Source organism: Roseivirga spongicola, from assembly GCF_034376045.1.
Classification (GTDB): Bacteria; Bacteroidota; Bacteroidia; order Cytophagales; family Cyclobacteriaceae; genus Roseivirga; species Roseivirga spongicola.
The window spans coordinates 2,739,108-2,765,503 of the sequence record NZ_CP139724.1 but is presented as its reverse complement, the minus strand read 5'-3'; the positions used below and the strand labels follow the sequence as shown (position 1 = coordinate 2,765,503).

The window sequence follows — 26,396 nt, the reverse complement described above, 5'->3', positions numbered from 1 at the left end:
ATCTTGACTTGAGCCTCAACGTACCTACTTTCAGATTCTGTCTAGAATCTGACACTATTCACCTCCGAGACTGAACTAAGGCGTATGGATTTCTCCATGCGGTGACTTTGTTTATTTAACCATCTAACTGTGGTTATCTGTGTTTAGTCATGGGTGACCCTGCTTTACTTTTTGAGACAATAGTGCGTAGCGTGAACACAATAGATAGACATCAATTTGACGGAGTACTCCATCACTTACCCAACAACCTGCTCATCATAGATGATTCAGGAGTAATCATTTATGCAAACAATCAGCTTGAAAAAACCTTCGGATATACCAAAGAAGAAGTACTGGGTCAAAAAGCCCAAATACTCATCCCAGACTATCAGAGGAAATTAAACGCTAAAAAAAGATCAGAATTTTATACTAGACCACATGCACTTCCTATTGGAAGTGGCGTTGAAGTTACAGGAGTTAAAAAGAATGGGGAAGAATTCCCTATGGAAATAGGCTTAACTCCATTCAATAGAAATGGCGCTAATTTGTTAGCAGTGACCATTATTGACAATACTAAGCGAAAGAAGGTAGAGGAAGATCTGATCAAAAAAAACGAATTACTTAATCTAGGAGAGCAAATCAACCAAATAGGTCATTGGCAATGGAACGTTATTGACGATAAAATTACTTGGTCTGATAACCTCTACGCAATGTTTCAACGCGAAAAAGGCGGGGAACTCTGTTATGAAACCTACTTCAGCTATGTGTATGAAGAAGATAGCCAATTTGTATTAGGTAGAACTCAAAAAATACTTGAAGACAAACAGTTCTACGATTTCTTTCACAGAATAAAAACTGGAACAGGACAAATTAAAACCGTTCATCTTATGGGAAAGGTATTCTTAAATGAGCGAGGAGAAGTAGCCGAAATGGTTGGTACCTGCCAAGATGTAACCAAACAAAAAGCAGATGAAAAAAGGGTTGAACTTTTCACCCAGCAGTTACAAGCAAAAAATAAGGAGCTTGAAATGTTTGCCTATGTTGCCGGCCACGACCTTAAGGAACCTGTAAGAACAATTGGTGCCATGACCCAGCTTTTTATGCAAAGCAATGGTGCATCGCTGAATGAAGAAGGGCGAGAGCTAATGGAGATCATCTCCAATGCAGCAGGCAGAATGAAACAACTCATCAACGACCTGTCTGATTACAGCAAACTCGGAACTGATAGAACTCAATCTACTCATAACTGTACGGTAATAATGGAAGAGGTTTGCAAAGACCTTGCAGTGGCAATAGATGAGGCTAACGCAGAAATAGTTTTTAACAAACTGCCAGTGGTTCAATGCTATAGAACAGAGCTAAGGCTACTTTTTCAAAACCTTATCTCAAACGCCATTAAGTTCAGAAAACCCAATGAAAAACCTGTAATACACGTTTCGGCAGAACTTAATGAAGATTGCTGGACCTTTACAGTAAAAGACAATGGCATTGGTATGGCCAAAGACTGCCTACCAGATATCTTCCAGATTTTTAGAAGATTACACAGCAGAGAGGAATACCCGGGCACAGGAATTGGGCTTGCACATTGTAAGAAAATAGTGGAACTCCATGAGGGCGAAATATGGGTAGAATCCGAGCAAGGTAAAGGCAGTACGTTCTATTTTACCATTCCGCTTTCTTAGTCCATTTGACTGATTAACTCATACTGGAATAAGGTTTATATACTACAATCTGTAATCTACCGGCATAAGCTTTTGCCTACTGACCAGAGAGAGCTTATCTTCCCGAGTGAAAAGAGCACTGATACTCATATTTACCTTTCCAATAAAGGTTTACCAGTATGGTATTTCGCCATTATTGGGAGCCAATTGCCGCTTCTCTCCTACTTGTTCTAGCTACACAGTTCAGGCTATTAAAGAGTGGGGACCAATTCGCGGAACTTGGTTAGGTATCAGGCGTTTTAGTCGCTGTCACCCTTGGGGTGGCCATGGTTATGATCCGGTTCCGAAGAGAGATGGTCAGAAGTGGTTTTAGAATAGACAGAAATACTCTATTCAATGTAATTCCTTAGTTTGAATTTATACATGTCATGAAAATCGTATCATGGAATTGCAATGGAGCTTTAAGAAACAAATTCCACCTGCTAACATATCTAAACGCAGACATCTTCATTATTCAAGAATGTGAAAATCCAACTCTTAGCAAACACAAAGAGTATCAAGAGTGGAGCCATAATCATCTTTGGATAGGAGATTCCAAAAACAAGGGTCTAGGTGTTTTTGCCAAACCGTCCATTCAAATCGACAAGCTAGACTGGTCATGTCAATATAAAGACCACTCCGTTAAATACTTTTTACCCTGTACCATAAATAAAAGCTTTCAGCTATTGGCAGTTTGGACTCATAGAAACAAGTCTCCAAATTTTGGCTATATAGGACAGTTTTGGAAATACTTACATACCAATTTGGTGCACTTTGACGAAATCATAATTGCAGGAGACTTAAATAGTAATGCCATCTGGGATCAATGGGATAGGTGGTGGAATCACACAGATGTGATAAATATGCTAAAAGAGAAACGCATTGAAAGTGTTTATCATTCCTCGAGCGGAGAGCAACAAGGCTTTGAAACAACACCTACTTTCTTTCTACAGAAGAATGAGAACAAGCCATATCATATAGACTATTTCCTCGTAAGTCCACAGTTTCAGAATTTTAAAGATTTCAAAATTGGAAAACGAGATGAATGGATAAAGATAAGTGATCATGTGCCTTTAATATTCAGCTTTTAAAAACACTGTTCTCTTCTACAGCCACCATCTCTAAACTTAACCTTATTTCGCATTTGACTCTGTTGGAGCCTACTAGCCTAGGGTAAAAACATGAAATAGACATCTACTTCACTTTGGTTTTCTTTAGAGCCATATAACAATAGATCCATAAAAGAAAAGCAATTACTAAAAGAGGCTATAATTGCTTTTCCAACATTTTACAGCAAGCTTTAGTCTATGAAAAAGCTACTGCTCTCTACCTGCTTGCTTCCTTTATTTTTAGGAAGTTGCCAACCCAAACTCAAAGAAGTAGATAGAACGGTTTTAGCAGAAGAGTACATTCAGGCATTAAATGAATTCGATTACCCGAGCATAATCTCCTTATTTTATGACAGTGTGCGAATGAAGGAAATAGTTTATGAAACTACTTTCTCTAAGGCAGATTACTATAACCTATTTCAGTGGGACTCCATTTTTCAACCAGAATACAAGGTTCTACAAATACAGGAATTACCTGGCGAAAAGATTGAACTCCAAATTTCAAAGCTAGGCCCAAGAATTAACTTCCTGATGGACAACCCCATTATTACCAAAGAAGTATTGAGTTTTGAAAAAGATAAGATTTATGAGGTTGAAATAATTGAATACCTATACTTTGATGATGAAACTTGGGTAGCACGCAGACAAGCGCTTATAGAATGGGTTGCGGCCAACCACCCCGAACTCGATGGATTCATTTACGATCAAACTAAAGCAGGAGCTCTTAATTATCTCAAAGCTATAGAGCTCTATAAAGCCGCTAACAACCAATAAGAAGCAATAGAATAATTTTGGCAAGCTTTTCTTGTCTTATTTCTCTAACTTCTGCTCCAATATAAGTCAGAGAGAGAAATAGAGCTTGCAGAGCACTGCCAAAAAGTAAGCCTGCCACTCTACTAGCTAAGATATTTTTAGAAAAGCTGTATTGCTTAGATTTTTTCAATGAATAAGACCTCAGAGCGTTATTCATTCGGTATACTTAAAGAAAGAAGTTATGAAATGGACCTATGGAATTAAACAAAAAGCTACTGCTGCAGGCATACTAGCAGCCATTATGGGCTTAATTGTCATCAACAATATTTCCGAAAGAAAGAGGTTCAGACAGCTTGAAGAGTCCATCTCTTCTATTTATCAAGATAGGTTATTGGTAGAAAGCTATATTTTTAAACTCTACGATAACCTGCAAAAACAAAACGATTGTCTTCTCGCAGAACAACCACAGCTTTCGGAAGAACTTACAGAGTTAAAGCAAGAAAGAGAGCAACTTATGCTGCTTTATGCACAAACTTATCTGACAGAAGAAGAAGAATTGCATTTCAATGCTCTCAAAGAAACCCTAAACGATTTTGACCAAGGCACTGCTTTTGAGAATAAAACTGCTACCAATATGGAAGCCATTGAGCACCTGAATGCGCTCTCAAATATTCAAACCGATGAAGGAGCTTCTTTATGGGATAAGTCAGAACGAATTATTTCTGGAAGTCAGATTTCCTCTCAATTTGAAATGGCTATAGTAATTTGCTTGGCGGTAATTATTCAAGCTCTAATTCTATCTTCAAAATCGCTAAAGCCTAAAACACAAATCCAGAAACATAACCTGAACTAGTAAAGTGTTTAACATCTGCCCTCAGAAAGAGCAGTAGTTCATCAGTGCTTTTGCAGTTGGGCTGTTTCTAGCTCACTCCACCCCTAACCCCTGAAGGGCCAGTAGATCAACGGTTCAGTCGCAGCAACTGGCTTTCTGGCTTCCTGTTCTAGTTCCCGAGCTTCCGACTTCTGGCTCAATAGGCCGAAAGCTTGGCAGATCCTTCAGCTACGCTCAGGATGAAAAAGATGACCGCATCAGGTAAATGCTTACTTCTTGGAAGAGGTGCAATCCATCAGTATCCTCGGTAAGTTCCTACTTATGGCTTCTCGCTCCAAGTATCTAGCTCACTCCACCCCTAACCCCTGAAGGGGCGGTAGATCAACGGTTCAGTCGCAACAACAGGCTTTCTGGCTTCCTGTTCTAGCTTCCGACTTCTGGCTTCTGGCTCAATAGACCGAAAGCTTGGCAGATCCTTCGGCCACGCTCAGGATAAAAAAGATTACTGCATAAGGTAAATACTCAGTTTAAGCTTACCTCTTGGAAGAGGTGCAATCCATCAGTATCCTCGGTAAGTCTCCTTTTATGGCTTCTAGCTCCAAGCATCTAGCTTCCCGCTTCCGACTCCGAGCTTCCAGCTCACTCCACCCCTAACCCCTGAAGGGGCAATAGATCAACGGTTCAGTCGCAGCAACTGGCTTTCTGGCTTCCCGCTTCCGACTTCCAGCTCAACATTAGCCCTAAATCTCCCAATCGTCATTAATTTGGGCCATGGTATGATATGCTGTCATATCGTACTGACAAGGCACTACGGCCACATAATTATGGTCTACAGCCCACACATCGGTATCTTCACCTTTGTCATTGTTAACAAAATTGCCAGCTAACCAAAAGTATGGTCTACCATAAGGGTCTTTCCTATGGTCGAATTCCTCCTCCCAATGTGCCTTTGCCTGTCTACAAATCTTAATACCCTTTATCTTTTCATTTTGCTTAGGAGGAAAATTGACATTCAGTGCAACGCCTTTGGTAAGGCCTTTAGCTAGCACTTCTTCTGCAATTTGCTTCACGTAATCTCTGGTGTGGGAAAAGTCTGCATCGTGAGAAAAATCTGCCAGTGAATAACCTATAGAGGGATAGCCTTCAATGGCTCCTTCAATAGCTGCAGACATAGTACCAGAATACAAAACGCTTACCGCTAAGTTGCTACCATGATTAATTCCACTTACCACAAGGTCTGGGCTCTTATCTTTAAATACATGATGCTTAGCCAACTTCACACAATCGGCAGGTGTTCCAGAGCACTTATAACTCTTTATGTTAAGGTCATCAAAAAGATCTTCTGGAATTAAACGTAGCGGTTCACCAATAGTAATGGCATGCCCCATTCCAGACTGTGGACTATCGGGAGCAACTACGATTACCTCTCCTATTTCGGACATTACCTCCGCTAAAACGCGAATGCCGTTAGAAACTATACCGTCATCGTTAGTAACAAGAATAAGTGGCTTTGACATGCTTCAAAGATATTGTTTTATGCTGGAAGGGACAGAGTTTGTCTAAAGGGAATTGTCTGAAATTATAAGTTTTTCAACTCATTGTAATGCGCGACCACTTTGGTGAGATCAACCAACTTATCTACCCTCAGTCTTTCTCTTTTTATGAATTTCCGTAACTCCGAATGCTGATCAGGAAATGCTCTAATCACATCATTTTTAGTATTCCCTACTTCGGTGAGGTTGGCATTTTCATCTATCAGCCACAATTCATAAGCTAAATAGCGAAAGGTTACAATTTGATTACCCGGGCCATAAAATGGATCGTACATGCTTCTTCTAAAAGAACTTCGGTTAGAGGATGACCTGGAACGAGTGGCAATGTATTCTCTGGCTATAAGTGACACTCCACCTTGATGAATTAACTCGAAGATTTTCGGCCTACGGTATCCTGTCTGATTAACTACTGGTACGGCATAAAAAAACCTCATGGCCTTTCCTTTACCACCATCAATTGAAAAGTACTGAAACTGATTAGCGCTTAAGGTAGTGACATTGCTTTTACCAGTTTCTATGACCAGAATTACGTCTGCTGTTAAGTCATACTTAATTCTACCCTTGAGTTCGGTTCCGTCATTAAGCGTTACTGAACCCGTGTGAAACTTCTCACTAGGAAACTGCTGCCCTACGGCTGTAAGACCTCCACAAACCAACAAAGCAAAAAAGAAGAACGCTCTCATTACTATTATAAACTACGGTTTACCCTTAGAATGTTTCGTTTGTAGAGCGAACAGAAGCGAAAAATTATAGCTTCTTCATCTCCACATATTCTAAAATCTCTAAGCCATACCCTATTAAACCTACTCTTTTTTGAGGATTATTAGAAATGAGCTTGATTTTAGATATACCCAAATCTCTAAGAATTTGAGCACCTACTCCATAATCTTTGGTGTCCATCTTTAGACCGAATTTACGGCTCAAAGGTTGTTCTGTTACTCCATCTTTTTGCAACATTTTCATTTCATGAATAAGTCGCTGCCCTCTAGCACTCTGATTCATATAGAGTACCACACCTTTACCCTCAGATTCAATCATTCTAAGAGCATGTTTAATAGGGTTACCAGAGTCGAACTTAAAACCAAATATATCACCAAGGGTACTAGATGAGTGAACTCTTACGAGTACAGGCTCGTCAGGCTCCCACTCTCCTTTTATAACTGCCAGGTGCATTTCATTAGTATTGATCTGCTTATAGGCTTGTAAGTGGAAATCTCCGTATTCGGTAGGCAAGTCAATGCCCATTTCCCTTTCGATCAGACTCTCATTTTCTAATCGATATGAGATTAAGTCTTCTATAGAAACCAGCTTCAGGTTAAAGCGCTTTGCTACATGAACCAAGTCCGGTAAACGGGCCATGGTACCATCTTCGTTCATGATTTCTACTAGAACACCAGCCGGATTCAAACCTGCCAATCGGGCTAAATCCATAGCTGCCTCAGTATGGCCTGTTCTTCTTAACACCCCTCCTCGTTTAGCTCTCAAGGGAAAAATATGGCCTGGCTTACCCAATTCTTCAGGTCGAATGTTCGGGTCTACCAAAGCTTTTACCGTTTTGGCGCGGTCTGAGGCAGAAATACCCGTGGTACAACCGTGGCCAATAAGATCTACCGAAACGGTGAATGGAGTTTCATAAGCTGCCGAGTTATTGTCAACCATTAGGTTGAGTCCTAATTCATCGCACCTATCTTCGACAACAGCAGCACAAATAAGGCCTCGGCCATGAGTAGCCATAAAATTGATGATCTCTGGAGTTACTTTGTCTGCTGCACAGATAAAGTCTCCTTCATTTTCACGGTTTTCATCATCTACTACAATAATTACTTCTCCGTTCTTAATAGCCTCAATGGCCTCCTCAATGGTATTAAGCTTAATTTCTTCAGACATATCTCTAGTAAAAGCCCTGCAAAGGTATAAAGTTCAGCGGGGTGAAAAAATGATCATGAAATGACGGTACCCAGTTCATCATTGATCTCTTTGAGCATAATTTTCAAATGCTGATGCATTCTCATTAACTCATCTTGTTCATCTTGGTTTTTAGACTTTTTAAGGGTCTCTTCATTCTGATGAATGAGTGACTCCAATTTCTTTCTTTTCAACCTTAAAATGGCCGAATAAGCAGCATTCGGTAAATCTTCTGACTCATGCATTGTGCTGATTCGGTGCCTTTCTTCCCAACCCTCACTTACAAAGTATTTCATTTCTAGCATATCTATGACCAACTGACTCATAGACGGATTATTAGGCCCAATAAACTGATCGGCATCTAATTTCTTTCCTTCATCTAAAAGTTGAGTAGCCCAATTGAGTGTTTCCTCGATCAATTTATTTTCAAAATTGATAGATTCGGTTTCGCCCAAAACAAACTCGGCAATACTCATTTCTTCATCGAAAGGTTCATGACCATAATTGATTACGAGACGAAGGCATTCTCTTTCTACCGGAAAGGCAAGCGAACCAATATCTGGTTTCTTCTGCTGAGGTTCTGCCACAGGTGGTGGCAATTCTTCTTGATAAGCCTCCGGCTTTTTGTCTTTCCTTTGTTTCTGAATAATGAGTTTATTCAGCTCACTTAGCAATACCTGCTCCTCAACATCGAGCAAATTGGCACTGGCAGAAACATAGACAGACCTTTTAATTCCGTCAGGAATAAGCGATATACTCTCAATAATATCTCTTATTACCTGCACCTTTTTAGTAGGATCGGTTTGCTTACCACCATCGGTAAGAATGTCTGTCTTAAAGGTGATGAAATCTCGAGCGTTGCTTTTCAGATATTCCTGAAAAGCATCGGAAGTCATGGTTCGGGAGAAACTATCTGGGTCTTGCCCGTCAGGGAAAACCACCGCTCTTACATCCAGATCATTCTCGAGAATCATATCGATTCCACGGAAAGAGGCCTTAATTCCAGCACTATCTCCATCGTATAGAACAGTAATGTTCTTGGTGTAGCGACTGATTAGCTGAATTTGCTCCTTTGTTAAGCTTGTTCCGCTAGATGCCACCACATTATGAACACCAGCCTGGTGCATGGATATAACATCAGTATAACCTTCTACCAAGTAACACAGGTCTTCGTTCCGAATGGCCTGCCTTGCCTGATGGATTCCATAGAGGATATTACTCTTGTGGTATACATCTGTTTCAGGAGAATTAATGTACTTAGGCTGCTTCTTGTCCGACCTGAGTGTTCTAGCTCCAAACGCAATTACCTTACCAGCAACGTTTTGGATGGGAAACATTACCCTACCTCTAAAACGATCGTACTTCTTATTTTCCTGCCTGAGTATAAGACCGGCTTTTTCAAGAATATCTTCAGAATACCCTTTACTCTTGGCCTCTTTTAATAGACCGTCCCACTGATCTAAAGAATAACCAAGCTCAAAGGTCTTAATGGTTTGCTCATTAAAACCTCTCTCTTTAAAGTAGCTTAAACCAATAGACTTACCTTCTTCTGACTGAAACAGCTGCTTTTTGAAAAATTCACTAGCAAAGTTCAGTATAATGAAAAGACTGTCTCTTTCATTCTGAGCTTGAATTTGCTCATCGGTTTGTTCTTCTTCCTGAACCTCAATTCCGTATTTACCAGCCAGATACTTGAGGGCCTCAATGTAACTGATTCCCTCAACTTCCATCACAAACGAAATGGCGTCTCCACCCTTTCCTGAGCTGAAGCACTTGAAAATCTCTTTACTTGGCGAAACATAGAAAGAAGGAGTCTTTTCATTGGTGAAAGGACTTAAGCCTCTGTAGTTGCTACCTACCTTTTTTAGACTGACAAAATCGCTGATAACTTCGACTATATCGATACGATTTTTTATCTCCTGAATTGTTGAATCGCTTATGGCCATAAAGGGTTTCAAATATAGTTGATTGTGTTACGCGAAACATGAACTATTCCTATGTACCGATGTTTTTATTAAATGTCGGGCGAAAGCCTTTTATTTGCACCCAAATTTGAGAAGATGGCATTGAGTAAAGAAGCGGTTTTAGCGGCCTTAAGAAACGTTCAAGATCCAGATATTAAGAAAGACTTGGTAACTCTTAATATGATTCAGGACATTGAGATTGACGGAAACAAGCTAGGGTTTACCGTAATGCTCACTACTCCTGCGTGTCCGCTAAAGGAGCTAATTAGAAAAGATTGTGAAGAGGCAATTGCCAAGTACATTGGAGAAGATATTGAGGTAACAGTTACCATGAGTTCTCATGTAACTTCTACTAGAGATAATGCACCGCTTCTACCGGATGTTAAAAATATTATCGCTGTAGCTTCTGGTAAAGGTGGTGTTGGAAAATCTACTGTAACGGCTAATCTGGCTGTGGCATTAGCCAAACAAGGGGCTAAAGTTGGAGTTATTGATGCCGATATTTTTGGCCCTTCTATGCCTACCATGTTCAACTGCGAGCATGAACAACCAGGTATAAAGAAAGAAGGAGACAAAAACCTGATTATTCCTGTGCAACAATACGGTGTAAAGCTTATTTCTATTGGGCTATTAACCCCTGCAGAAAATGCCGTGGTTTGGCGTGGGCCTATGGCCAGCAGTGCACTTAAGCAATTTATTGCAGATACCGAATGGGGCGAGTTAGACTATTTATTTATAGACCTCCCTCCTGGCACCAGTGATATTCATCTTACACTAGTTCAAACTGTACCTGTAACTGGTGCTGTTTTGGTAACAACTCCACAGAAAGTAGCTATTGCCGATGCGCAAAAAGGGTTGAACATGTTTCAGCAAGCCCAAATCAATGTTCCGGTTCTTGGAGTGATTGAAAATATGGCTTACTTTACACCCGAGGAATTACCAGAAAACAAATACTATATTTTTGGTAAAGGAGGCGGAAGAAAACTTGCCGAGAAACATAACGTTCCATTCATAGGCGAAATACCTCTGGTACAAGGAATTAGAGAAGGTGGAGATGTGGGATACCCGGCCATTATGAATAGCGATATTACAGGAGAAGCTTTTAAAAATGTGGCAGAAGTTGTGGCTCAGAAAATAGCCATAAGAAACGCAGAAAAGGCTGAAACGAAGAAAGTAGAAATTAACGTTTAAAATATGCTTGAGAGAATTGAAACAGCACTTGAGAAAATCAGACCTTTTCTGATTGCAGACGGAGGAAATGTTCGTGTGCTGGAAGTAACTGAAGACATGGTGGTGAAGCTCGAGTTAGAAGGAGCGTGCGAATCGTGCCCAATGTCTCACATGACCATGAAAGCCGGAATTGAAGAGGCTATTAAGCGAGATATTCCTGAAGTGAAGGAAGTAGTAGCAGTAAATGTAGCCGAAGCTTAATAAAGAATTACAATTCTTTAAGAGGCGCTTTTTTTGAAGCGCCTTTTTTGTTGGTGGTCATTGAATTATCAGCTTAAATTTGACACGTTGAACTAATAGTTATCTTTGTTGGCGATTAGCCCTCAACGGATAAAATGATTTTCATTTTTGGCCGTTCTAAACTTTGGAAATGAGCAAAAAGCCCTTCAATATTTTAAGCTTTCTTAAGAACATCGGAATTATGGTAGGCATCGGATTAGTTGCCCTACTTTTCTTTTTTTATGTATACCTACCGTCTACTACCAACCACAACGAGACCATTACGGTACCCGATCTGGTAGGTAAGTCTTTCGATGATATAGATGAATTCTTAACCAATAGAAATCTTCAGTACGTAGTTACCGAAGACTCAGGTTTTTCTGAAGACTACGACCCTGAATTTATTCTTAGCCAAAATCCAAAGGGCGGTGCCAAGGTAAAGGAAGACAGGAAAATCTACCTTACACTTAACGCCAATGTTCCACCGCAAGTGCGCATGCCTAACCTGATCAACACTGACTTACCGAACGCAGCAGATATACTAAACAGCCACGGCCTTAAACTTGGAGAAATCTCTTATGTGCCAGACAGAAGAGTAAACGCGGTAATTTCTCAGAAATTAAACGATGAAGATATTACCACTGGAACCATGATTTACAAAGGTTCTACAATAGACTTAGTGATAGGTAATGGCGAGGGTATCAAAAGCTTTCCTACTCCAGATTTCCTTGGCAAGTCTGCCGATGAGGTTAAGTTTCAAATTCAAGCTTCAGGCTTAAAACTTGACGAGATTAACTACATACTCAACGACACCGTTCCTCCTAACAGAGTGTACAAACAACTACCTCCGGTAGGTGCTATGGTAAGAACTGGAGACTTAATTGAGGTGTGGATTAATAAGGAAAAAGAAGAAGAGGAAGAAGAGCCACAGCAGTGAGGAAATCAGTTTGGATCATAGGGCTTTTACTTCTCTGTACGATTGTGAAAGGGCAAATCGTTGAGCGCCCTCTTCCAAATACAATGTGGAGCCTTAACTCCGTTCCATATTCTGCGCAACAGTCTCAAGCTACTCTTAGCCTCCCCTTCTGGGACGATTTTAGTACCGCTTCCATTGTTCCTTCATCCAACCTATGGCTTAGTGGCAATCAGGTTAGAATAAGCAATGGCACAGGGGTAAATGCTCCTACTATAAACGTGGCTATCTTTGATGGTGTAGATGCTAATGGGGCACCTTATAATGCATCGAGCCTAATTAATGGAAAGACAGATAGCCTTGTTTCTCATCCTATTAACCTAGCTACTTTAGAAGCAAGCCAAGCCGACTCGGTTTACTTAAGCTTTTTCTGGCAAGTAACGGGCAATGGAGAATTACCCGATGAAGAAGACAGTTTAAGCCTTGAGTTTAAAACACCTGATGGTACATGGCGGTCTGTTTGGTCTACTACCGGTGGTATAAATTTAGAAACTGGAGAGTTTTTCCAAGAAAACATTAAAGTAAACTCTGAATACTTCTCAGACACCTTTCAGTTCAAATTTCAATCTTATTCAAGACTTTCAGGAGCTTTCGATACTTGGCTTCTAGACTACGTTTATTTGAACGATTCTCGCTACGAAGCAGACACAGCTTACCTAGACAGAGCCCTTACCCGAAAGCCTTCGTTCTTGACCGCGCCATACTCGGCAATGCCCACAGAGCAATTCTTTGCTAACCCATCGCGCTACTTACAAGAAACCAATGTTGGCTTCTACAACTTAAATTCATCTTTTCAACCCATTCAGTTTACCACAACCGTTAGAGAGTTAATTGCCAATGAACAAATAGAAGTACTGAATGACGATAGAGTGGCTAACCCCTTGCCCGGAGCTTTTGAAAGAAGAACCTTTACCTCTCCTGCGCTTTCTGCCAATTTAAATGCCTTGGCCGACTCTCTGTGGCTAGAAACCTCTTACGTAATCAGGTCTGGCGACAACTATTTTATTGAGCGTATTAACCCAGGTGTAGACACCACCTTTAACACCAACATTGACTACAGACTGAATGACACCGTAAAAGTAATTACTGTAATAGATGACTATCTGGCTTACGATGACGGTGAACCAGACTTTGCTGCTGGTATCAATCAAAGAGGTGGCAAATTAGCTTATGCATATTATGTAGAAGGAAGAGCACTGCTGACTCACATAGACATTAACTTCCCATTTGTTCAACAAGCTGGAGAACCAATTGAACTTTATGTTTGGAACAACCTGAATAATGACCCAGAATCGATCTTGTACCAAAACTCATATAGTGTCTTAAGGCCTTCTAGCATTGGCGAATTGAGAGCGTATGCACTAGAAACCCCAATTTTTGTTCAAGACACTATTTACATTGGTTTTGAACAAGGTACTAACGAGTTTCTAGCAGTAGGTCTTGATAAGAACATAGACTCTGGTGACAAGATGTACTATAACGTAAGCGGACAATGGCAAGAAAACGAGTTTGTGACAGGTAGCTTTCTCATGCGCCCTAGGTTCGATAAAGAAACCGCAGCCAACTTTGAAGAGGCAGATTCAGGCGAAGCCAGAGACATTAAACTTTACCCTAACCCTACTGAGGGTATACTTTTCTTTGAAGGTGAACTGGAGAACCTTTCGGTTTTTGACAATTGGGGCAAAGTGGCAAATTATGAGCTTAGCAAAGTGGCAAACGGATATACAATAGACCTAAGCTTCAACAAAAAAGGAATATATTTGCTGCGCCTTAGCCAAGGCGGAAATGTAAGCTTTAAAAGAATAATACTAAAGGAATAAAAATGGAGAACATCACCGTTCAAGAGGTAAAAGACAGATTAGATAACGGAGAAGATTTTTGTTTTATAGATGTGCGCGAAGTTTGGGAGTATGAAGAAGACAATATTGGCGCACAGAATATTCCATTAGCTGAAATACCCCATAAAATTTCTGATTTAGCTGAATTAAAGGAAGCTGAGATAGTTATTCATTGCAAGTCCGGTAAAAGAGCTTCTCAAGCCCAAATGTACCTAAGACAGCAAGGCTTCGGCAAAGTAATTAACATGACAGGCGGTATTGACGCCTATAGAGCTGCAGGGTTTTAGTCCCCACTCCCCATTAAAGAGACGCTTGATTCGCTAAACTTCTTGTGTTAGGATTGAATGAACCTCTAAAAGAGTTTCATCCAATCATTTACGTTTTGGTTATGGTAAACTTGTAGACCTAGTTTAGCAGCGGCTTCTATATTCATTTTATTGTCATCGATAAACAACCCTTCTGAAGCATTCAGTTGATGATCATTTAAGATTACCTGCCAAGCCTGAGGCTCAGGTTTTCTTGCTCCCACTTCTTGAGAGAAGTAGACCTGCTTAAAATAGTCATGAAAATCTTTTTGAGGAGAAGTATACTTGGCAATATTAAGAAACCTTCTTACATGGATTTCATTCGTATTGCTCATCACATATAGGTCATACTGCTCTGCCAACTTTTCTAGTAACTCAAATCGCTCCTTAGTAATAGGTCCAAGCATCGCATTCCATGCTTCGTCTAACAAGCCCTCTTCACCAGTAAACTCAAGCTCTTCTCTTAAGTGAGCGCGGAACGTAGGGTCATCGATCTCTCCTCTCTCATAAGTTTTGAAAAAATCAGCTTCGGCAGCTAAACTTTGAACCATTGGCAAAGGCTTACCAGAAACCTCAGCAAATGCTCTATAAGTAGCTTCGGTGTCCAAATCGATAATAACACCGCCAAGGTCGAAAATTATGTACGAGATATTTGATATTTCTATAGCCATGAACTTTGTTTAATTAAGGTCAAATATGTAACATTGCACTCCAATTTTCAACGGCTTTCTTAAGCAATTGAAAAGGGCCTATAACTCAGTTGGTTAGAGTATCTGACTCATAATCAGAAAGTCCCTGGTTCGAGCCCAGGTGGGCCCACAAATAGCACAATCGAAAGGTTGTGCTATTTTTGTTTATGGACGCACACATTTACATCCTTTGCAGCAAGTCACTAAATAAGTTTTATACAGGAAGCACTGAACTAGAACCCACAAAAAGACTTGAACTTCATCTTAATAAGGTATATGGCAATGAAAAGTTCACAAGCATTGCCAATGACTGGGAGTTATATTATCAGCATTTATGCTCAAATATTAGGCAAGCCAAGCTAATCGAAAACCACATCAAGAAGATGAAGAGCAGAGTATATATTCAGAATCTCAAGAAATACCCTGAAATCATGACAAAGTTATTATTGAGATACCCTGGTTCGTCCCGATAGCTATCGGGACAGGTGGGCCCACAAATAGCACAATCGAAAGGTTGTGCTATTTTTGTTTATGGACGCACATATTTACATCCTCTTTAGCAATTCAATTGATATCTTGTCTTGAAGTTGGTTTACACAAATAAGTGTAAAATAAACAAAAGCTATAAGACAAGTTTTCGGCATACGATATAACGAGAGTATCAAAAGGAGGTATTTTCAAACCCAACTTTAAAAGATACTTTGAAAACAGTTATAGAAGTACTTCAGAGCAATACTCTTCCCCTATCGAATCTGGCCTATGAATTAACTCGCTAAAAGCTTATTCTGTTGCTTTATTTTATTGAATAGATTAGAACGGCTGTTACTAATTGCCTCTGCCTGCTCAGAAATACCAAATCCTCCATGGTGATGTTCTCTAAGAAGATGGACTCCGCCTTACAACAAAATTCTCTGTACTAAAGAAAGAGCCTGACCTTTCATTTGGTATTTTAAAGCTTGTGATACATACAACAAATCAAGATTGACAATTTTCCCCCTTTGAGGGTGGCTTACAGCATGTTTTGCTTCATAATTTATATCGCTGCTCCATAATTTTTAAACTATCCTTAAACTTTATGAATTAGACAGCATAGTTCATATCCCTCACTTTGAGTTCTTCCTGACCTTTGTAAGAAGCAATTTATTTCAAACAACATTAAAAATTTAAGGTCATGAAAAATCTACTATTCATTCTTTTATTCTTTAGCACATTAGCCGCCAAAGCACAAGAAACAAGCGTTGAAAAATCAACCTTCGGAGTACAAACTGGAGTTTTAGGAATCTGGGCATACAATGAAGCAAAACTATCAAACGCCATAGCACTAAGAACAGAGCTTGGCTTTGATTTTGGTATTTGGGAAACTACTTATTACGATGATTATGATTCTCCGTTCATTCTCACACCTGTTATAGTGGTTGAGCCAAGATTCTATTACAACCTCAAAAGACGTTCAGAAAATTCTCAACGAACTGATGGAAACAGCGGCAATTTCATTGCTATAAAAACTAGTTACCATCCAGAATTGGCTCTTTTCAATACTGACGAGGCTCCAGTGGTAAGTGATTTCGCCATTATACCTACATGGGGAATTAGAAGAAATCTAGGAGACCATTTTAATTATGAAGCAGGAATTGGTGTAGGGTACAGCTACACCTTTGCAGAACGTGCTGGTTATTCTAAGGACAAAAGTGAAATAGAATTGAATATGCACTTGCGAATAGGATATAGATTCTAGCATAAACAGAGCAATTTTCTATACATCCAAAGATTCATTGCCGGGATTAGATTTTGGCAATGCTCCTAAAACATTTAATCACTTTAATTATCAAAAAAATGAAAAACATATTAATTATCATATTCACATTTTGCGCGCTACTCTCCTATGGTCAAAATGACACCAAGCCAATTGACAGAAACGGATTTGTTATTGGTTTTGGAATTGGCGGGGGTGTCATCAGTATATCCGACAGCGATCAAGCAGTACCTTTCGATGATGCTCAAGCCGGTGGCAGTTTTCCAAACTTGAAAGTAGGTTGGATGGTCAATGATCGTCTAGCCATTCTAGCAACCTACGCAGGAATGGGTTACGAACTCGAAGACAAAGACCGAAGTTTTGATGCATTGATGCCTTCTGTACAATATTGGGTAAAGGACCGATGGTGGATAAATGCCGGTGCAGGTTTGGCTATGGATTTTCCAGCATTCTATGAAGATAGTATTGAAGAAGAAGATTGGAATTTTGGTGGAGCAGTAGCCTTTAGTACAGGCTATGAATTAGTACAAAAGAAAAGCTTTGTATTAGACCTTCAAACACAATTGCAGATGGGATGGGCAAGATTAGACAATGATATAGATCGAGAGGTTGTAGTGCTCTCTTTTGAAGTTGGTTTTAATTGGTTTTAAAGCAGACACCATCTGAGAAGATCACCAATCATGGATAACAGCCTTCTAACGGTCGATTAATATAGAAAGCCTGATTGAATCGGGCTTTCCAATTACCTCACTATAATAGAATAGTTCTTTTTTAATTACATTTATATAATAATTACACCTTATATTTATTACATAAAGGTAATCTAATGAACCACTGGGACAAGTTATTAGTACGTGAACAGCTTGATAAAAAGCTTGTTAAATTTAGGTCTACACCTCCTTTACCGTCAAACGGATGGATAAAAACAATTCGGGAAGCCTTAGGGATGACAACTGCTCAATTGGCAAAAAGAGTTGGTGTTAATCAACCTCGCATAACTCATATGGAGCAAGCTGAACCCGAAGAAAACCTCAAGCTATCAACTATGAATAAGGTAGCTGAAGGGTTAGGGATGAAGTTTGTATATGGCTTTGTTCCTAAAGAAAGCCTTGAAAATACTGTTAGATCACAGGCTAGAAAACTTGCTTTAAGTCGCATGGAACGACTTGATCACACCATGCGCTTAGAGCTTCAAAACTTAAGTGAGCCTGAAAAGGAAAAGGCCATAAGTGATATGGTTGATCGTATCCTGATAGAGGGTGATAAAGAGTTATGGGAGATCAAATGATATTTGAAGAACCAGATGGCGCAACACCTCTCGATCCCGATGAAGCAGTTGGCTTAAAACTCTCTCATATATCTACCCGTGAAGAACTCAACCGTTGGGAACAGGAAAATATCAATCAAGCCTATTCTTGGTGTGAGAGAAGGCGAAATAAAAAGAATGTGGTTTCCGAAGAGTTCTTGACCACCCTTCACAAACAAATGTTTGGGAAGGTTTGGCAATGGGCTGGTGACTTCAGACGATCTGAAAAGAGTATCGGAATTGATTGGGTTCAAGTACCAATTGAGCTTCGCCAACTAATTAATGACATGAATTATTGGATAGAGCATGAAACATTTCCATCGGATGAAATTGCTGTAAGGTTTCATCATAGATTGGTGTGGATACATTTATTTCCGAATGGTAATGGTAGACACGCTCGACTAGCGACTGACCGACTGCTTATGGATGTTTTTGGCTTAGAGCCATTTACTTGGGGAAGTACCAACATTGACAACCAAGGGAATGTGAGGTCACAATATATTCAAGCATTAAGGCAAGCCGACAATCATGATTATTCTGGGTTAGTGGAGTTTGTGAGAACTTAAGCCCCAACAACAAGACCCCTCAAAATGATCCTAAGACTCCTATGCTTGTCGCAACTGATAACGGGTTTCAACAAATAGAATAACAAAAAAAGCCAACTATAAATCTATTTTAAGAGAGATCAACTCAATAGGCAACCACTGTCACCCCCTCCTCCTTCGCTTGGAGTTAAACCTCTTACTTCTGTATGGCTTCTCTGAAGTTGAATTAGACTTTGGTTTGTTTGACTTTGGCTGACCTGATTTCTTCCTTGGTTGGGTAGTCTGAGTTGACTTTGGCTTACTTGCAGCTGACAAATCTCCAGTAGGCTCAAAGCCCTTGATTACTTCAATATTTAGTCGGTGTTCGAGTAGTTTTTCTATTCCCTTAACCAACGGAAATTCTTCTGCATCTAGCAAGGAAATTGCCTCTCCATTTGCCCCAGCTCGCCCTGTTCTTCCTATTCTATGCACATAGTCTTCAGCTGCCTTTGGCAGTTCAAAATTGACAACATAAGGAAGCAAAGGAATATCTAAACCACGGGCTGCAATATCTGTTGCCACCAACACGCGTACAGTCCCTTTCTTAAATCCCGCCAAGGCTTTGGTTCTAGCGCCTTGGCTTTTCTCTCCGTGAATAGCAGCAGCTGTTATTCCGTTTTTGTTTAGCTTAACACTTAGCCGATTGCATGCGTGCTTGGTTCTCATAAAGATAAGAACCTGCTGCCAGTCGCCTTCTTTAATCATTTTCAAGACTACTTCAGACTTCTGCTTTCTATCTACATGATAGAGAAATTGTTGAACTTGTTCCGAAGCAGAGTTTTCCGGATTCACTTCTACTAAAACAGGATCTTGCAAAAACGAGCCAGCCAGTTCTTTTATTTCCTTCGAAAAAGTAGCCGAAAACAAAAGGTTCTGTCTTTTTGAAGGAAGAAGAGGAAGTATCTTTTTAATATCTCTATGAAAGCCCATATCCAACATTCTATCTGCTTCGTCTAGCACTAGAATTTCTACATGAGCAAGAGAAATATGGCCCTGACCAACCAAATCCAACAGACGCCCAGGTGTGGCAATTAGAACATCCACACCATTTCTTAAAGCTCGAATCTGAGGGTTTTGGTTAACCCCTCCGAAAATAACGGCAGACTCCACATGAAGAAACTCGCTATAGGTTTTTACATTTTCATGTACTTGGGCCGCAAGTTCTCTAGTAGGCGTAAGTACTAAAGCCCGAATTGGCCTTCGTCTTGGCTGATGGCCTTCGGAAAGGATTTGCAGAAGAGGCAGGGTAAAACCTGCGGTTTTGCCAGTTCCCGTTTGGGCGGAAGCCATTACATCACTTCCTTTTAAAATGTGAGGAATTGCTTTTTCTTGAATTGGCGAGGGAGTGGTATATCCTTTTTTGTTAATAGCGTGTAACAAAGACTTGGACAAACCAAGGGTAGCGAATGACATATATAAAATTAGAGTACTGCCCTATTGCATTATTGAGCCATGCAAAGTTACAGCTAATTCTAGCCATAGCCTATTCCTACCTTACTCATGAATTTAATCCTTGCTTTTACTCATTAAGAAAAATGGATACTTAAGGTTTTCCACTCTTATATATAAAAGAAGTAAACAAACTGCACTATCTAAGGAAGGCCAAATGGTTAAGCATCTTATGTTATCTTCCTGAAAAAATAAGCCATGAAACTCAACCTACTCTCAATCCTCCTAATCCTTTTAATAGTCAGTTGCCAACCTTCAAAAGAAAGTTCAGAGGAAAACTGGCTTTCTTATGCTTCTCCTAGCGAGCAAGGCTTCAGCTCTACATTCGAAACAGAGTTAGATAACTATATACAAACAGCAATAAACGACACCATAATACCAGGAGGCACGTTTCTAATTGCTAGGAATGGCCGAATAGTTTACCACAAAAGCTATGGAGAGATAACTGGAAATAGTATAAAAAATGAAGGGATTTACCGGATAGCATCTATGACAAAGGCTATTACTTCAGTTTCCATTATGCAACTGGTAGAACAAGGCAAAATTAACTTAGACGACCCGGTATATGAGTACATACCGGCATTTAAAAACCAAGTGGTCTTAGACCAATTCAACCCTAGTGACTCCACTTACACTACCTTACCTGTAAACAAACCTATAACCATCAGAAACCTAATGACCCACACCTCAGGTATAGTATATGGATCATTCAACCCAGGCAAAATTATGGCTGTATATGATCAATTCGATATGAACGTTGGGTTTACTCACCCCACATGGTCTACGGAAGAGTGGATTAACAGACTTGCAGAAGTACCACTAGCCCATCAACCGGGAGCACGTTTTTCTTATGGGCTCAACATGGATGTGATGGGAAGAATTATAGAAGTAGTCTCTGGCCAGAAACTAAATACCTACTTTAAGGAGCACATATTTGATGTTGTTGGAATGGAAGACACCTACTTTTATTTACCTGAATCTAAGCACGATAGACTAGTACCTTTAGCTCAGAAAATAAACGGCACTTTTATGTCTACCGATCAACTAGGCATGAGTGCTCTTATCGACTACCCAAAGCAAGGACCTAGGGATTTCTTTGCTGGAGGTGCGGGGTTAAGTTCTACAGCATTAGATTATGCACGTTTCATACAAACGCTGGTTGAAGGAGGTGGAGAACTACTTGGATCAGAAGCCATGGCTGAAATGACCAAAGACCAACTTCCTTTAGTGATAAATGACTATGAAAACTATCCTAAAGGCCCCGATGGCAGTTTTGCATTAGGCTTTCAGCTCTATCAAGACAAACCCACCAAGAAGAGTCCGAAATCTCCAGGCACTTATGAATGGAGCGGATACTTCAATACCAAGTTCTTTATAGCCCCTCAGCAAAACATGATTTTCGTTGGAATGACACAAGTGAATGCTTTTCAGGGAGGTGGTTTTTGGGATGGAATGTATAAACTTATTTACCAATCAATAAACTAAATTCGTATAAACGCTTACTAGGGTTTTACAAGAATTTCAAATTTTATTGAAAAAATTTTACTGACACAAAAACCTGACTATCAAATACTTAGCATTTATATATAAAGAGCAAAAAGTTAACCACTGAAAATCAGTCACTTGCAAATTCAAAATCCTTTTCAGTACATTTGCAGCCATAACAACGAAATGAAAAATTTCAACTCACATAGCGAAGCATTACAGCCAATAGGTAAATCAGCCTATGATCTATGTGATGAAAGCCGTTCGGGAAAGTAGAATTTTCGATATAAGATTTTTACAACCCGGGCTTTCAGTTCGGGTTTTTTGTTTCAAAAAAATTAAGAAATGCAGAAGATGACAATTCGCTTAGAAAACGTAGGACTAGCGCCTTTGGATTATCAAGATCACAGTGATTTTGAAGTTGGTAAAATATGTCTTTTGCAAATAAGATCGGGAAGAATATGACTTGACAATACCGTACATAAGCGCGGCATTGAAAAGCCCGGTCTGCATAAGGCCGGGCTTTTTTTGTGCCCAAACAAAATGAAACTAAAAAACCACCTCGCCCTTCGGGCACTCCTCCTAAAAGGAGGAGAGTTTAATTCCTCCCCTATCAAGGGGAAATGTCCGCAGGACAAAGGGGTAAAGAAGCTAAGGGAGAGGCAGAACAAGTGTCTCCTCAATCCCGAAACATCGGGAGGAGAGAGCCTGCCTGCCGCAGGCAGGGTTAAAGCCCTCAAGCAGTCTTTCTCCCGATAGCTATCGGGACGGACTGTGATGTTTGAAAAAGCTCCAATGTAAATAGCGGGGCATTGCATCCAACAATTGGTTGATCGCCAGCTGAAAGGAACAATGGCCTCAATGGAAATGCGATAACGAGGGAGAGTTATACTGGTCTGTAAAACCAGTGCCTCAGGCTGAGTAGGTTCGAATCCTACCATTTCCACGGAATATAATCGTCAGGTATAAGGCCTGATGAGGGTTTCAGTATAGCCCCATAGTGCCCAACTAGTAAGTCTCGGTATGCTACTTAGCTTGGTGACATATTCCCCCCATGCTTGTCGGAGGTTCGAATCCTCCCTACCCCACAATTGAATGAGAAATGGGGTAGTAGCTCAGTTGGTAGACCACCATGCTTTTAACATGGTAAATGGATTAGGTTTCCATTTTCAGAAGTTCATCGGGTCTTCTTTAAAAACCGATGCCAATACTGAAAGGAAGATTCAGTTTGCCCCTTATCTACTTCGGTAGATGAGGAAAGTTTTGAAAAAGCCAAGGTGGTTTAGGATATCGCCCAATGCAAGATTTGACTTCTGCTGTCACAGGAAGACGTTGCGAACTTCAGTTCCAAGCAAATTCCCCTGACTCTAGAACTCACTTCTGAATTCAGACTCAATAAACACCTCGCTTTGGATAGATGGCAAACTGTTCAACCTTTCATAAAACGAAACTATTTGGCCAATAGCGATAAATAAATGTTTAACCGAGGGAAACCTCACAACCATTGTAAAAATGAAAAGAATACGAATCAACGATGGAAAAGTCGGTTTGGTTTTCAGAAATGGAGATTACCGCAAAGTGATCACTGCAGGTACTACTTGGTTATCGCTAGCGGACACTGTAATGGTTTACAACCTTACCGATCAGTTCTACTCTTCTAAAAACTTAAACATCCTTTTGCGGGATGAAGAATTGGCCGCAATGCTTGAAGTAGTAGATGTGAAAGACAATGAGTTTGTCATTCAATATGCTGACGGCAAGTTCAAACAAGTTTTGAGTGTAGGAAAGTATGCTTTCTGGAAAGGTTTGGTGGAATACACTTTCACCCGAGTAGACTTAAGCGATTTCAACATCACTCAAGACATTAGCCAAGCTGTACTTACAAGCACCGATTTGCTAAGATACATCAGAGTTTACGTAGTTGAATCTTACGAAAAAGGACTCTTAATGATAGATGGAAAGTTGAAAAAAGCGCTTGATAAAGGCACTTACTACTTCTGGAAAAACACCACAGCCATCAATATTTTGAAGGCTGATATGAGGAAGCTTCAAATGGAAGTTTCTGGTCAGGAAATCTTGACCAAAGACAAAGCCGGTTTGAGAATCAACTTCTACTGCCAATACAAAGTGGTTGATATTGAGAAATTTCTTATCGACAACAAGGATGCTGAAAAACAGCTCTATGTATTGATGCAGTTAGCTTTGAGGGAATACATTGGCAACTACACGCTTGACGAACTGCTAGAGCAAAAATCTGCGATTGCAGAATATGTACTGGAAGTTCTGAAGAGCAAAGCCGAAACTCTGGGAATTGAAATCAGGGATAGTGGTGTCAAGGACATCATACTTTCCGGTGAATTGAGAAACATCATGAACCAAGTTTTGGTGGCGCAAAAGCAAGCACAAGCCAACGTGATTACTAGACGTGAAGAAACAGCTTCTACCAGGAGCTTGTTGAACACCGCCAAATTGATGGAAGACAACGACATGTTGTTCAAATTGAAGGAGATGGAATACGTTGAACGAATCGCTGATAAGATCAACAACATCTCACTTTCTGGTGGTAATCAGGTGGTAGATCAATTGAAGGAGATTTTCTCTAGGTAGTTGGTCTACCTGCTGCCACTTTAATGGTATGTCATCCCCGCGTAGGCGTGGATCTCCAAATGATAGGTGAGATTCCCGTTTTCACGGGAATGACGTCCAAAGAGAGGATAAAAAGAACATGAAACAATTACATAAAAACTGAGGGAATACCTCCCAATGCTGCGGATTCTGTGCTCCACTTTAGGGGAGCTGTCCGAAGGACTGAGGGGTATTTACCCTTTCAAACGAAAATGGACATTTACGAAGAATACATAGAAAGTATTATTCAGATGGCAGATCAAGCTATAGATAATGGCCAAGATGATGAGGCCAAAAGATGGTTTGAGAGAGGATTGTGTGAAGAGCCTGGTAGTGCCAAACTTCATTTTAGAATGGCTTGCCTACTTCTATACGGACTTGATGATAAAGCGGGAGCTGAACAGCATTATTTACTGGCAATAAAATTTAAGCCAGATTACCGAAGTGCTTATGTTAATCTCGCTCAACTCTATCTGGATAATGAGAAATACCTTGGTCTGGAAAACCTTATGCATAAAGCCATGAAGGTTGAAGGCTTCAACAAAACCTTTGTCTATGAAAACCTAGGCAAAGTGGCCGAAACTCAAGGTCAATTTAGCAAGGCGATTGCTTGGTACCGAAAAGGTATGATGCAAGCCCTTGACAACTATGATGTGGACGATTTGAAAGACCACATCAAGCGAAATAAGTACAAACGACTAAAGAAACGTTGGAAATTATGGCAACGAGAAAATTAACTGGAAAAGACCTGAGAAAGCTCGGATTCCCTGAAGGCAGAGCCATTGGCGAAGCCATCAAGGCTATGGAAGAGCATTTCAAAGGCAAATCCATATTGCATAAAAAAGCCATGTTGAAAAAGGTGGTCGGAAACCCTGGTCTTTACCTAAAACATGAGGCCTGGGGCCCTGTAGCGATGGCATTGATCATCAAAAAAGACCACAATGAAACACTGGCTTTGAGGGAAAAACGCATACCATATAATATATATGGAGCGGAAGGCATTGAGCAAGGGGCTATCAACCAAATGGAGATAGCCATGAAATTGCCGGTGACTAAATACGGAGCACTAATGCCCGATGCACACCATGGCTACGGACTGCCAATTGGTGGCGTGCTGGCGACTGAAAATGCGGTGATCCCTTATGGGGTTGGAGTAGACATTGGCTGCAGAATGTGCATGACAATGTATGACATCCCTCCTGCTTTTGTGCATCAGAACACTGATGAGCTAAAAGACATGCTGATGGAGAACACCAAATTCGGTCAAGCGGTATTTAAAAGGCCAAAGAACCATGAGGTGTTAGACAGAGACCTTTTCAATGAAATCAATGTATTGAAATCATTGAAAGACAAAGCATGGCAGCAAATAGGTTCTTCTGGAGGCGGAAACCACTTTGTGGAATTCGGCATTACCGAAGTCCATTCGGAGATCAATGAATTCAACCTGCCTGTTGGCAAGTATCTGTCGGTACTCTCTCACTCGGGATCGAGGGGGCTTGGTGCAAATATCGCGAGACACTACACCAAGCTGGCCATGGATATGACCAAATTACCGGGAGAAGCTAAGCATCTGGCTTGGTTGGATTTAGATACCGAAGCGGGTCAGGAATATTGGCAAGCCATGAATCTAGCAGGTGATTATGCTTCGGCATGCCACCACCAAATTCACGATAGGCTGGCTGCTGCCTTGGGTGAGCAACCACTGGCACTGATCGAAAACCACCACAACTTTGCCTGGAAAGAGCAAGATGCGGATGGAAAGGAGATCATTGTGCATAGAAAAGGTGCAACCCCAGCGGGCGAAGGTGTTTTGGGAATTATCCCAGGCTCAATGACTTCACCGGGATTTATTGTGAAAGGTAAAGGGAATGTGGAATCCATCAATTCAGCTTCACATGGAGCAGGAAGGGTACTTTCCAGAACCAGAGCCAAGCAGACGCTTTCTAAAAAGGAAGTAAAGAAGCACATCAAAAAAGCTGGAGTCACATTGATCGGTTCTGGTTTAGACGAGGCGCCTCAGGTGTACAAAAACATCCATGAGGTAATGGCTCAACAAACTGATCTGGTGGATGTAATAGGTACTTTTGAGCCAAAAATTGTCCGTATGTGTGGCGATGAAAGGTTTGGAGAGGTGGATTAGAACAG

At 40.5% G+C, this 26,396-nt stretch carries 28 protein-coding genes and 2 tRNA genes; 23 read left to right on the top strand and 7 right to left on the bottom strand.

The annotated features are described in order from the left end of the window. Nucleotides 1-191 precede the first annotated feature (191 nt). From T7867_RS12315 to T7867_RS12300, 4 genes are all read left to right on the top strand, one after another. Nucleotides 192-1,661 (top strand): PAS domain-containing sensor histidine kinase, encoded by a 1,470-nt coding sequence (locus tag T7867_RS12315; protein ID WP_185101310.1) that lies wholly within the window; start codon nt 192-194, stop codon nt 1,659-1,661. A 106-nt stretch (nt 1,662-1,767) separates the two neighbouring features. Next, complete coding sequence (yidD, locus tag T7867_RS12310; protein ID WP_068225004.1) at nt 1,768-2,013, top strand: membrane protein insertion efficiency factor YidD; 246 nt, start codon at nt 1,768-1,770, stop codon at nt 2,011-2,013. Between the two features lie 55 nt (nt 2,014-2,068). Beyond that, the gene (locus tag T7867_RS12305) at nt 2,069-2,770 is read left to right on the top strand and encodes an endonuclease/exonuclease/phosphatase family protein (RefSeq protein WP_068225002.1); all 702 of its coding nucleotides are present in this window, start codon (nt 2,069-2,071) and stop codon (nt 2,768-2,770) included. Nucleotides 2,771-2,986: 216 nt separating this feature from the next. Continuing rightward, nucleotides 2,987-3,562: a hypothetical protein gene (locus T7867_RS12300; RefSeq protein WP_068225000.1), complete on the top strand. Its 576-nt coding sequence runs from the start codon at nt 2,987-2,989 to the stop codon at nt 3,560-3,562. Here the strand turns inward: T7867_RS12300 and T7867_RS12295 are convergent. Next, on the bottom strand, nt 3,549-3,731 hold the full coding sequence (locus T7867_RS12295) for a hypothetical protein (RefSeq protein WP_221406022.1): 183 nt from the start codon (nt 3,729-3,731) through the stop codon (nt 3,549-3,551). The two genes, T7867_RS12300 and T7867_RS12295, sit on opposite strands and share 14 nt — an antisense overlap. 51 nt (nt 3,732-3,782) lie before the next feature. Between T7867_RS12295 and T7867_RS12290 the strand changes: the two genes are divergently transcribed. After that, the gene (locus T7867_RS12290; protein ID WP_068224995.1) at nt 3,783-4,394 is read left to right on the top strand and encodes an MCP four helix bundle domain-containing protein; all 612 of its coding nucleotides are present in this window, start codon (nt 3,783-3,785) and stop codon (nt 4,392-4,394) included. A 719-nt stretch (nt 4,395-5,113) separates the two neighbouring features. On the opposite strand, the gene surE is transcribed toward T7867_RS12290, so the two are convergent. The 4 genes from surE to dnaG all read right to left on the bottom strand — a co-directional run bounded on the left by surE (nt 5,114) and on the right by dnaG (nt 9,777). Next, the gene (surE, locus tag T7867_RS12285; protein WP_068224993.1) at nt 5,114-5,890 is read right to left on the bottom strand and encodes a 5'/3'-nucleotidase SurE; all 777 of its coding nucleotides are present in this window, start codon (nt 5,888-5,890) and stop codon (nt 5,114-5,116) included. Nucleotides 5,891-5,952: 62 nt separating this feature from the next. Next, nucleotides 5,953-6,609, bottom strand: coding sequence for a hypothetical protein (locus T7867_RS12280; RefSeq protein ID WP_068224991.1), 657 nt, complete (start codon nt 6,607-6,609; stop codon nt 5,953-5,955). Between the two features lie 64 nt (nt 6,610-6,673). Then, nucleotides 6,674-7,813 carry a 3,4-dihydroxy-2-butanone-4-phosphate synthase gene (gene ribB, locus T7867_RS12275; RefSeq protein ID WP_084375770.1) on the bottom strand — a complete coding sequence of 380 codons (1,140 nt, stop codon included), beginning with the start codon at nt 7,811-7,813 and terminating at the stop codon, nt 6,674-6,676. Between the two features lie 53 nt (nt 7,814-7,866). Then, nucleotides 7,867-9,777, bottom strand: a complete 1,911-nt coding sequence (dnaG, locus tag T7867_RS12270; RefSeq protein WP_068224989.1) for a DNA primase — start codon at nt 9,775-9,777, stop codon at nt 7,867-7,869. A gap of 114 nt (nt 9,778-9,891) precedes the next feature. Between dnaG and T7867_RS12265 the strand changes: the two genes are divergently transcribed. The 5 genes from T7867_RS12265 to T7867_RS12245 all read left to right on the top strand — a co-directional run bounded on the left by T7867_RS12265 (nt 9,892) and on the right by T7867_RS12245 (nt 14,342). After that, a complete protein-coding gene (locus T7867_RS12265; RefSeq protein ID WP_068225059.1) occupies nt 9,892-10,986 on the top strand; it encodes an Mrp/NBP35 family ATP-binding protein in 1,095 nt (364 codons plus the stop codon). A 3-nt stretch (nt 10,987-10,989) separates the two neighbouring features. Continuing rightward, on the top strand, nt 10,990-11,226 hold the full coding sequence (locus T7867_RS12260; protein ID WP_273275333.1) for a NifU family protein: 237 nt from the start codon (nt 10,990-10,992) through the stop codon (nt 11,224-11,226). 169 nt (nt 11,227-11,395) lie between these two features. Continuing rightward, the gene (locus tag T7867_RS12255) at nt 11,396-12,181 is read left to right on the top strand and encodes a PASTA domain-containing protein (RefSeq protein WP_273275335.1); all 786 of its coding nucleotides are present in this window, start codon (nt 11,396-11,398) and stop codon (nt 12,179-12,181) included. Nucleotides 12,182-12,264: 83 nt separating this feature from the next. Next, nucleotides 12,265-14,037 (top strand): T9SS type A sorting domain-containing protein, encoded by a 1,773-nt coding sequence (locus T7867_RS12250; RefSeq protein WP_157717728.1) that lies wholly within the window; start codon nt 12,265-12,267, stop codon nt 14,035-14,037. Nucleotides 14,038-14,039: 2 nt separating this feature from the next. Beyond that, nucleotides 14,040-14,342, top strand: a complete 303-nt coding sequence (locus tag T7867_RS12245; protein ID WP_068224982.1) for a rhodanese-like domain-containing protein — start codon at nt 14,040-14,042, stop codon at nt 14,340-14,342. A gap of 65 nt (nt 14,343-14,407) precedes the next feature. Here the strand turns inward: T7867_RS12245 and T7867_RS12240 are convergent, their stop codons facing one another. Next, complete coding sequence (locus T7867_RS12240) at nt 14,408-15,031, bottom strand: HAD family hydrolase (RefSeq protein ID WP_068224981.1); 624 nt, start codon at nt 15,029-15,031, stop codon at nt 14,408-14,410. Between the two features lie 74 nt (nt 15,032-15,105). Between T7867_RS12240 and T7867_RS12235 the strand changes: the two genes are divergently transcribed. The 6 genes from T7867_RS12235 (at nt 15,106) to T7867_RS12215 (ending at nt 18,674) form a co-directional block, all read left to right on the top strand. Continuing rightward, nucleotides 15,106-15,179 (top strand) — tRNA-Ile (locus tag T7867_RS12235). 37 nt (nt 15,180-15,216) lie between these two features. Continuing rightward, nucleotides 15,217-15,522 (top strand): GIY-YIG nuclease family protein, encoded by a 306-nt coding sequence (locus tag T7867_RS19680; RefSeq protein ID WP_068224979.1) that lies wholly within the window; start codon nt 15,217-15,219, stop codon nt 15,520-15,522. A gap of 698 nt (nt 15,523-16,220) precedes the next feature. Continuing rightward, nucleotides 16,221-16,784: a hypothetical protein gene (locus tag T7867_RS12230; protein WP_068224978.1), complete on the top strand. Its 564-nt coding sequence runs from the start codon at nt 16,221-16,223 to the stop codon at nt 16,782-16,784. 98 nt (nt 16,785-16,882) lie between these two features. Beyond that, on the top strand, nt 16,883-17,452 hold the full coding sequence (locus T7867_RS12225) for a hypothetical protein (RefSeq protein WP_068225057.1): 570 nt from the start codon (nt 16,883-16,885) through the stop codon (nt 17,450-17,452). Nucleotides 17,453-17,628: 176 nt separating this feature from the next. Beyond that, nucleotides 17,629-18,090, top strand: coding sequence for a mobile mystery protein A (locus T7867_RS12220; RefSeq protein ID WP_068224976.1), 462 nt, complete (start codon nt 17,629-17,631; stop codon nt 18,088-18,090). Next, nucleotides 18,075-18,674: a mobile mystery protein B gene (locus T7867_RS12215; protein WP_185101308.1), complete on the top strand. Its 600-nt coding sequence runs from the start codon at nt 18,075-18,077 to the stop codon at nt 18,672-18,674. The genes T7867_RS12220 and T7867_RS12215 overlap by 16 nt, the downstream gene beginning before the upstream one ends. Nucleotides 18,675-18,815: 141 nt before the next feature. Here T7867_RS12215 and T7867_RS12210 read toward each other — a convergent pair whose 3' ends face one another. Beyond that, nucleotides 18,816-20,105: a DEAD/DEAH box helicase gene (locus T7867_RS12210; protein WP_322299356.1), complete on the bottom strand. Its 1,290-nt coding sequence runs from the start codon at nt 20,103-20,105 to the stop codon at nt 18,816-18,818. Between the two features lie 234 nt (nt 20,106-20,339). On the opposite strand from T7867_RS12210, the gene T7867_RS12205 reads away from it, so the two are divergent. The 7 genes from T7867_RS12205 (at nt 20,340) to T7867_RS12175 (ending at nt 26,391) form a co-directional block, all read left to right on the top strand. Next, complete coding sequence (locus tag T7867_RS12205) at nt 20,340-21,626, top strand: serine hydrolase domain-containing protein (RefSeq protein ID WP_322299355.1); 1,287 nt, start codon at nt 20,340-20,342, stop codon at nt 21,624-21,626. Between the two features lie 543 nt (nt 21,627-22,169). Further along, entirely contained in the window at nt 22,170-22,385 is a 216-nt protein-coding gene (locus T7867_RS12200) for a hypothetical protein (RefSeq protein WP_322299354.1), read from the top strand. Between the two features lie 104 nt (nt 22,386-22,489). Then, nucleotides 22,490-22,572 (top strand) — tRNA-Tyr (locus T7867_RS12195). 149 nt (nt 22,573-22,721) lie between these two features. Then, on the top strand, nt 22,722-22,877 hold the full coding sequence (locus T7867_RS12190; protein ID WP_322299353.1) for a hypothetical protein: 156 nt from the start codon (nt 22,722-22,724) through the stop codon (nt 22,875-22,877). A 261-nt stretch (nt 22,878-23,138) separates the two neighbouring features. Then, nucleotides 23,139-24,233 carry a slipin family protein gene (locus tag T7867_RS12185; protein WP_322299352.1) on the top strand — a complete coding sequence of 365 codons (1,095 nt, stop codon included), beginning with the start codon at nt 23,139-23,141 and terminating at the stop codon, nt 24,231-24,233. Between the two features lie 230 nt (nt 24,234-24,463). Further along, nucleotides 24,464-24,988: a tetratricopeptide repeat protein gene (locus tag T7867_RS12180; protein WP_322299351.1), complete on the top strand. Its 525-nt coding sequence runs from the start codon at nt 24,464-24,466 to the stop codon at nt 24,986-24,988. Beyond that, the gene (locus T7867_RS12175) at nt 24,970-26,391 is read left to right on the top strand and encodes an RtcB family protein (RefSeq protein ID WP_322299350.1); all 1,422 of its coding nucleotides are present in this window, start codon (nt 24,970-24,972) and stop codon (nt 26,389-26,391) included. Before T7867_RS12180 ends, T7867_RS12175 begins: the two co-directional genes overlap by 19 nt. Nucleotides 26,392-26,396: the final 5 nt, after the last annotated feature.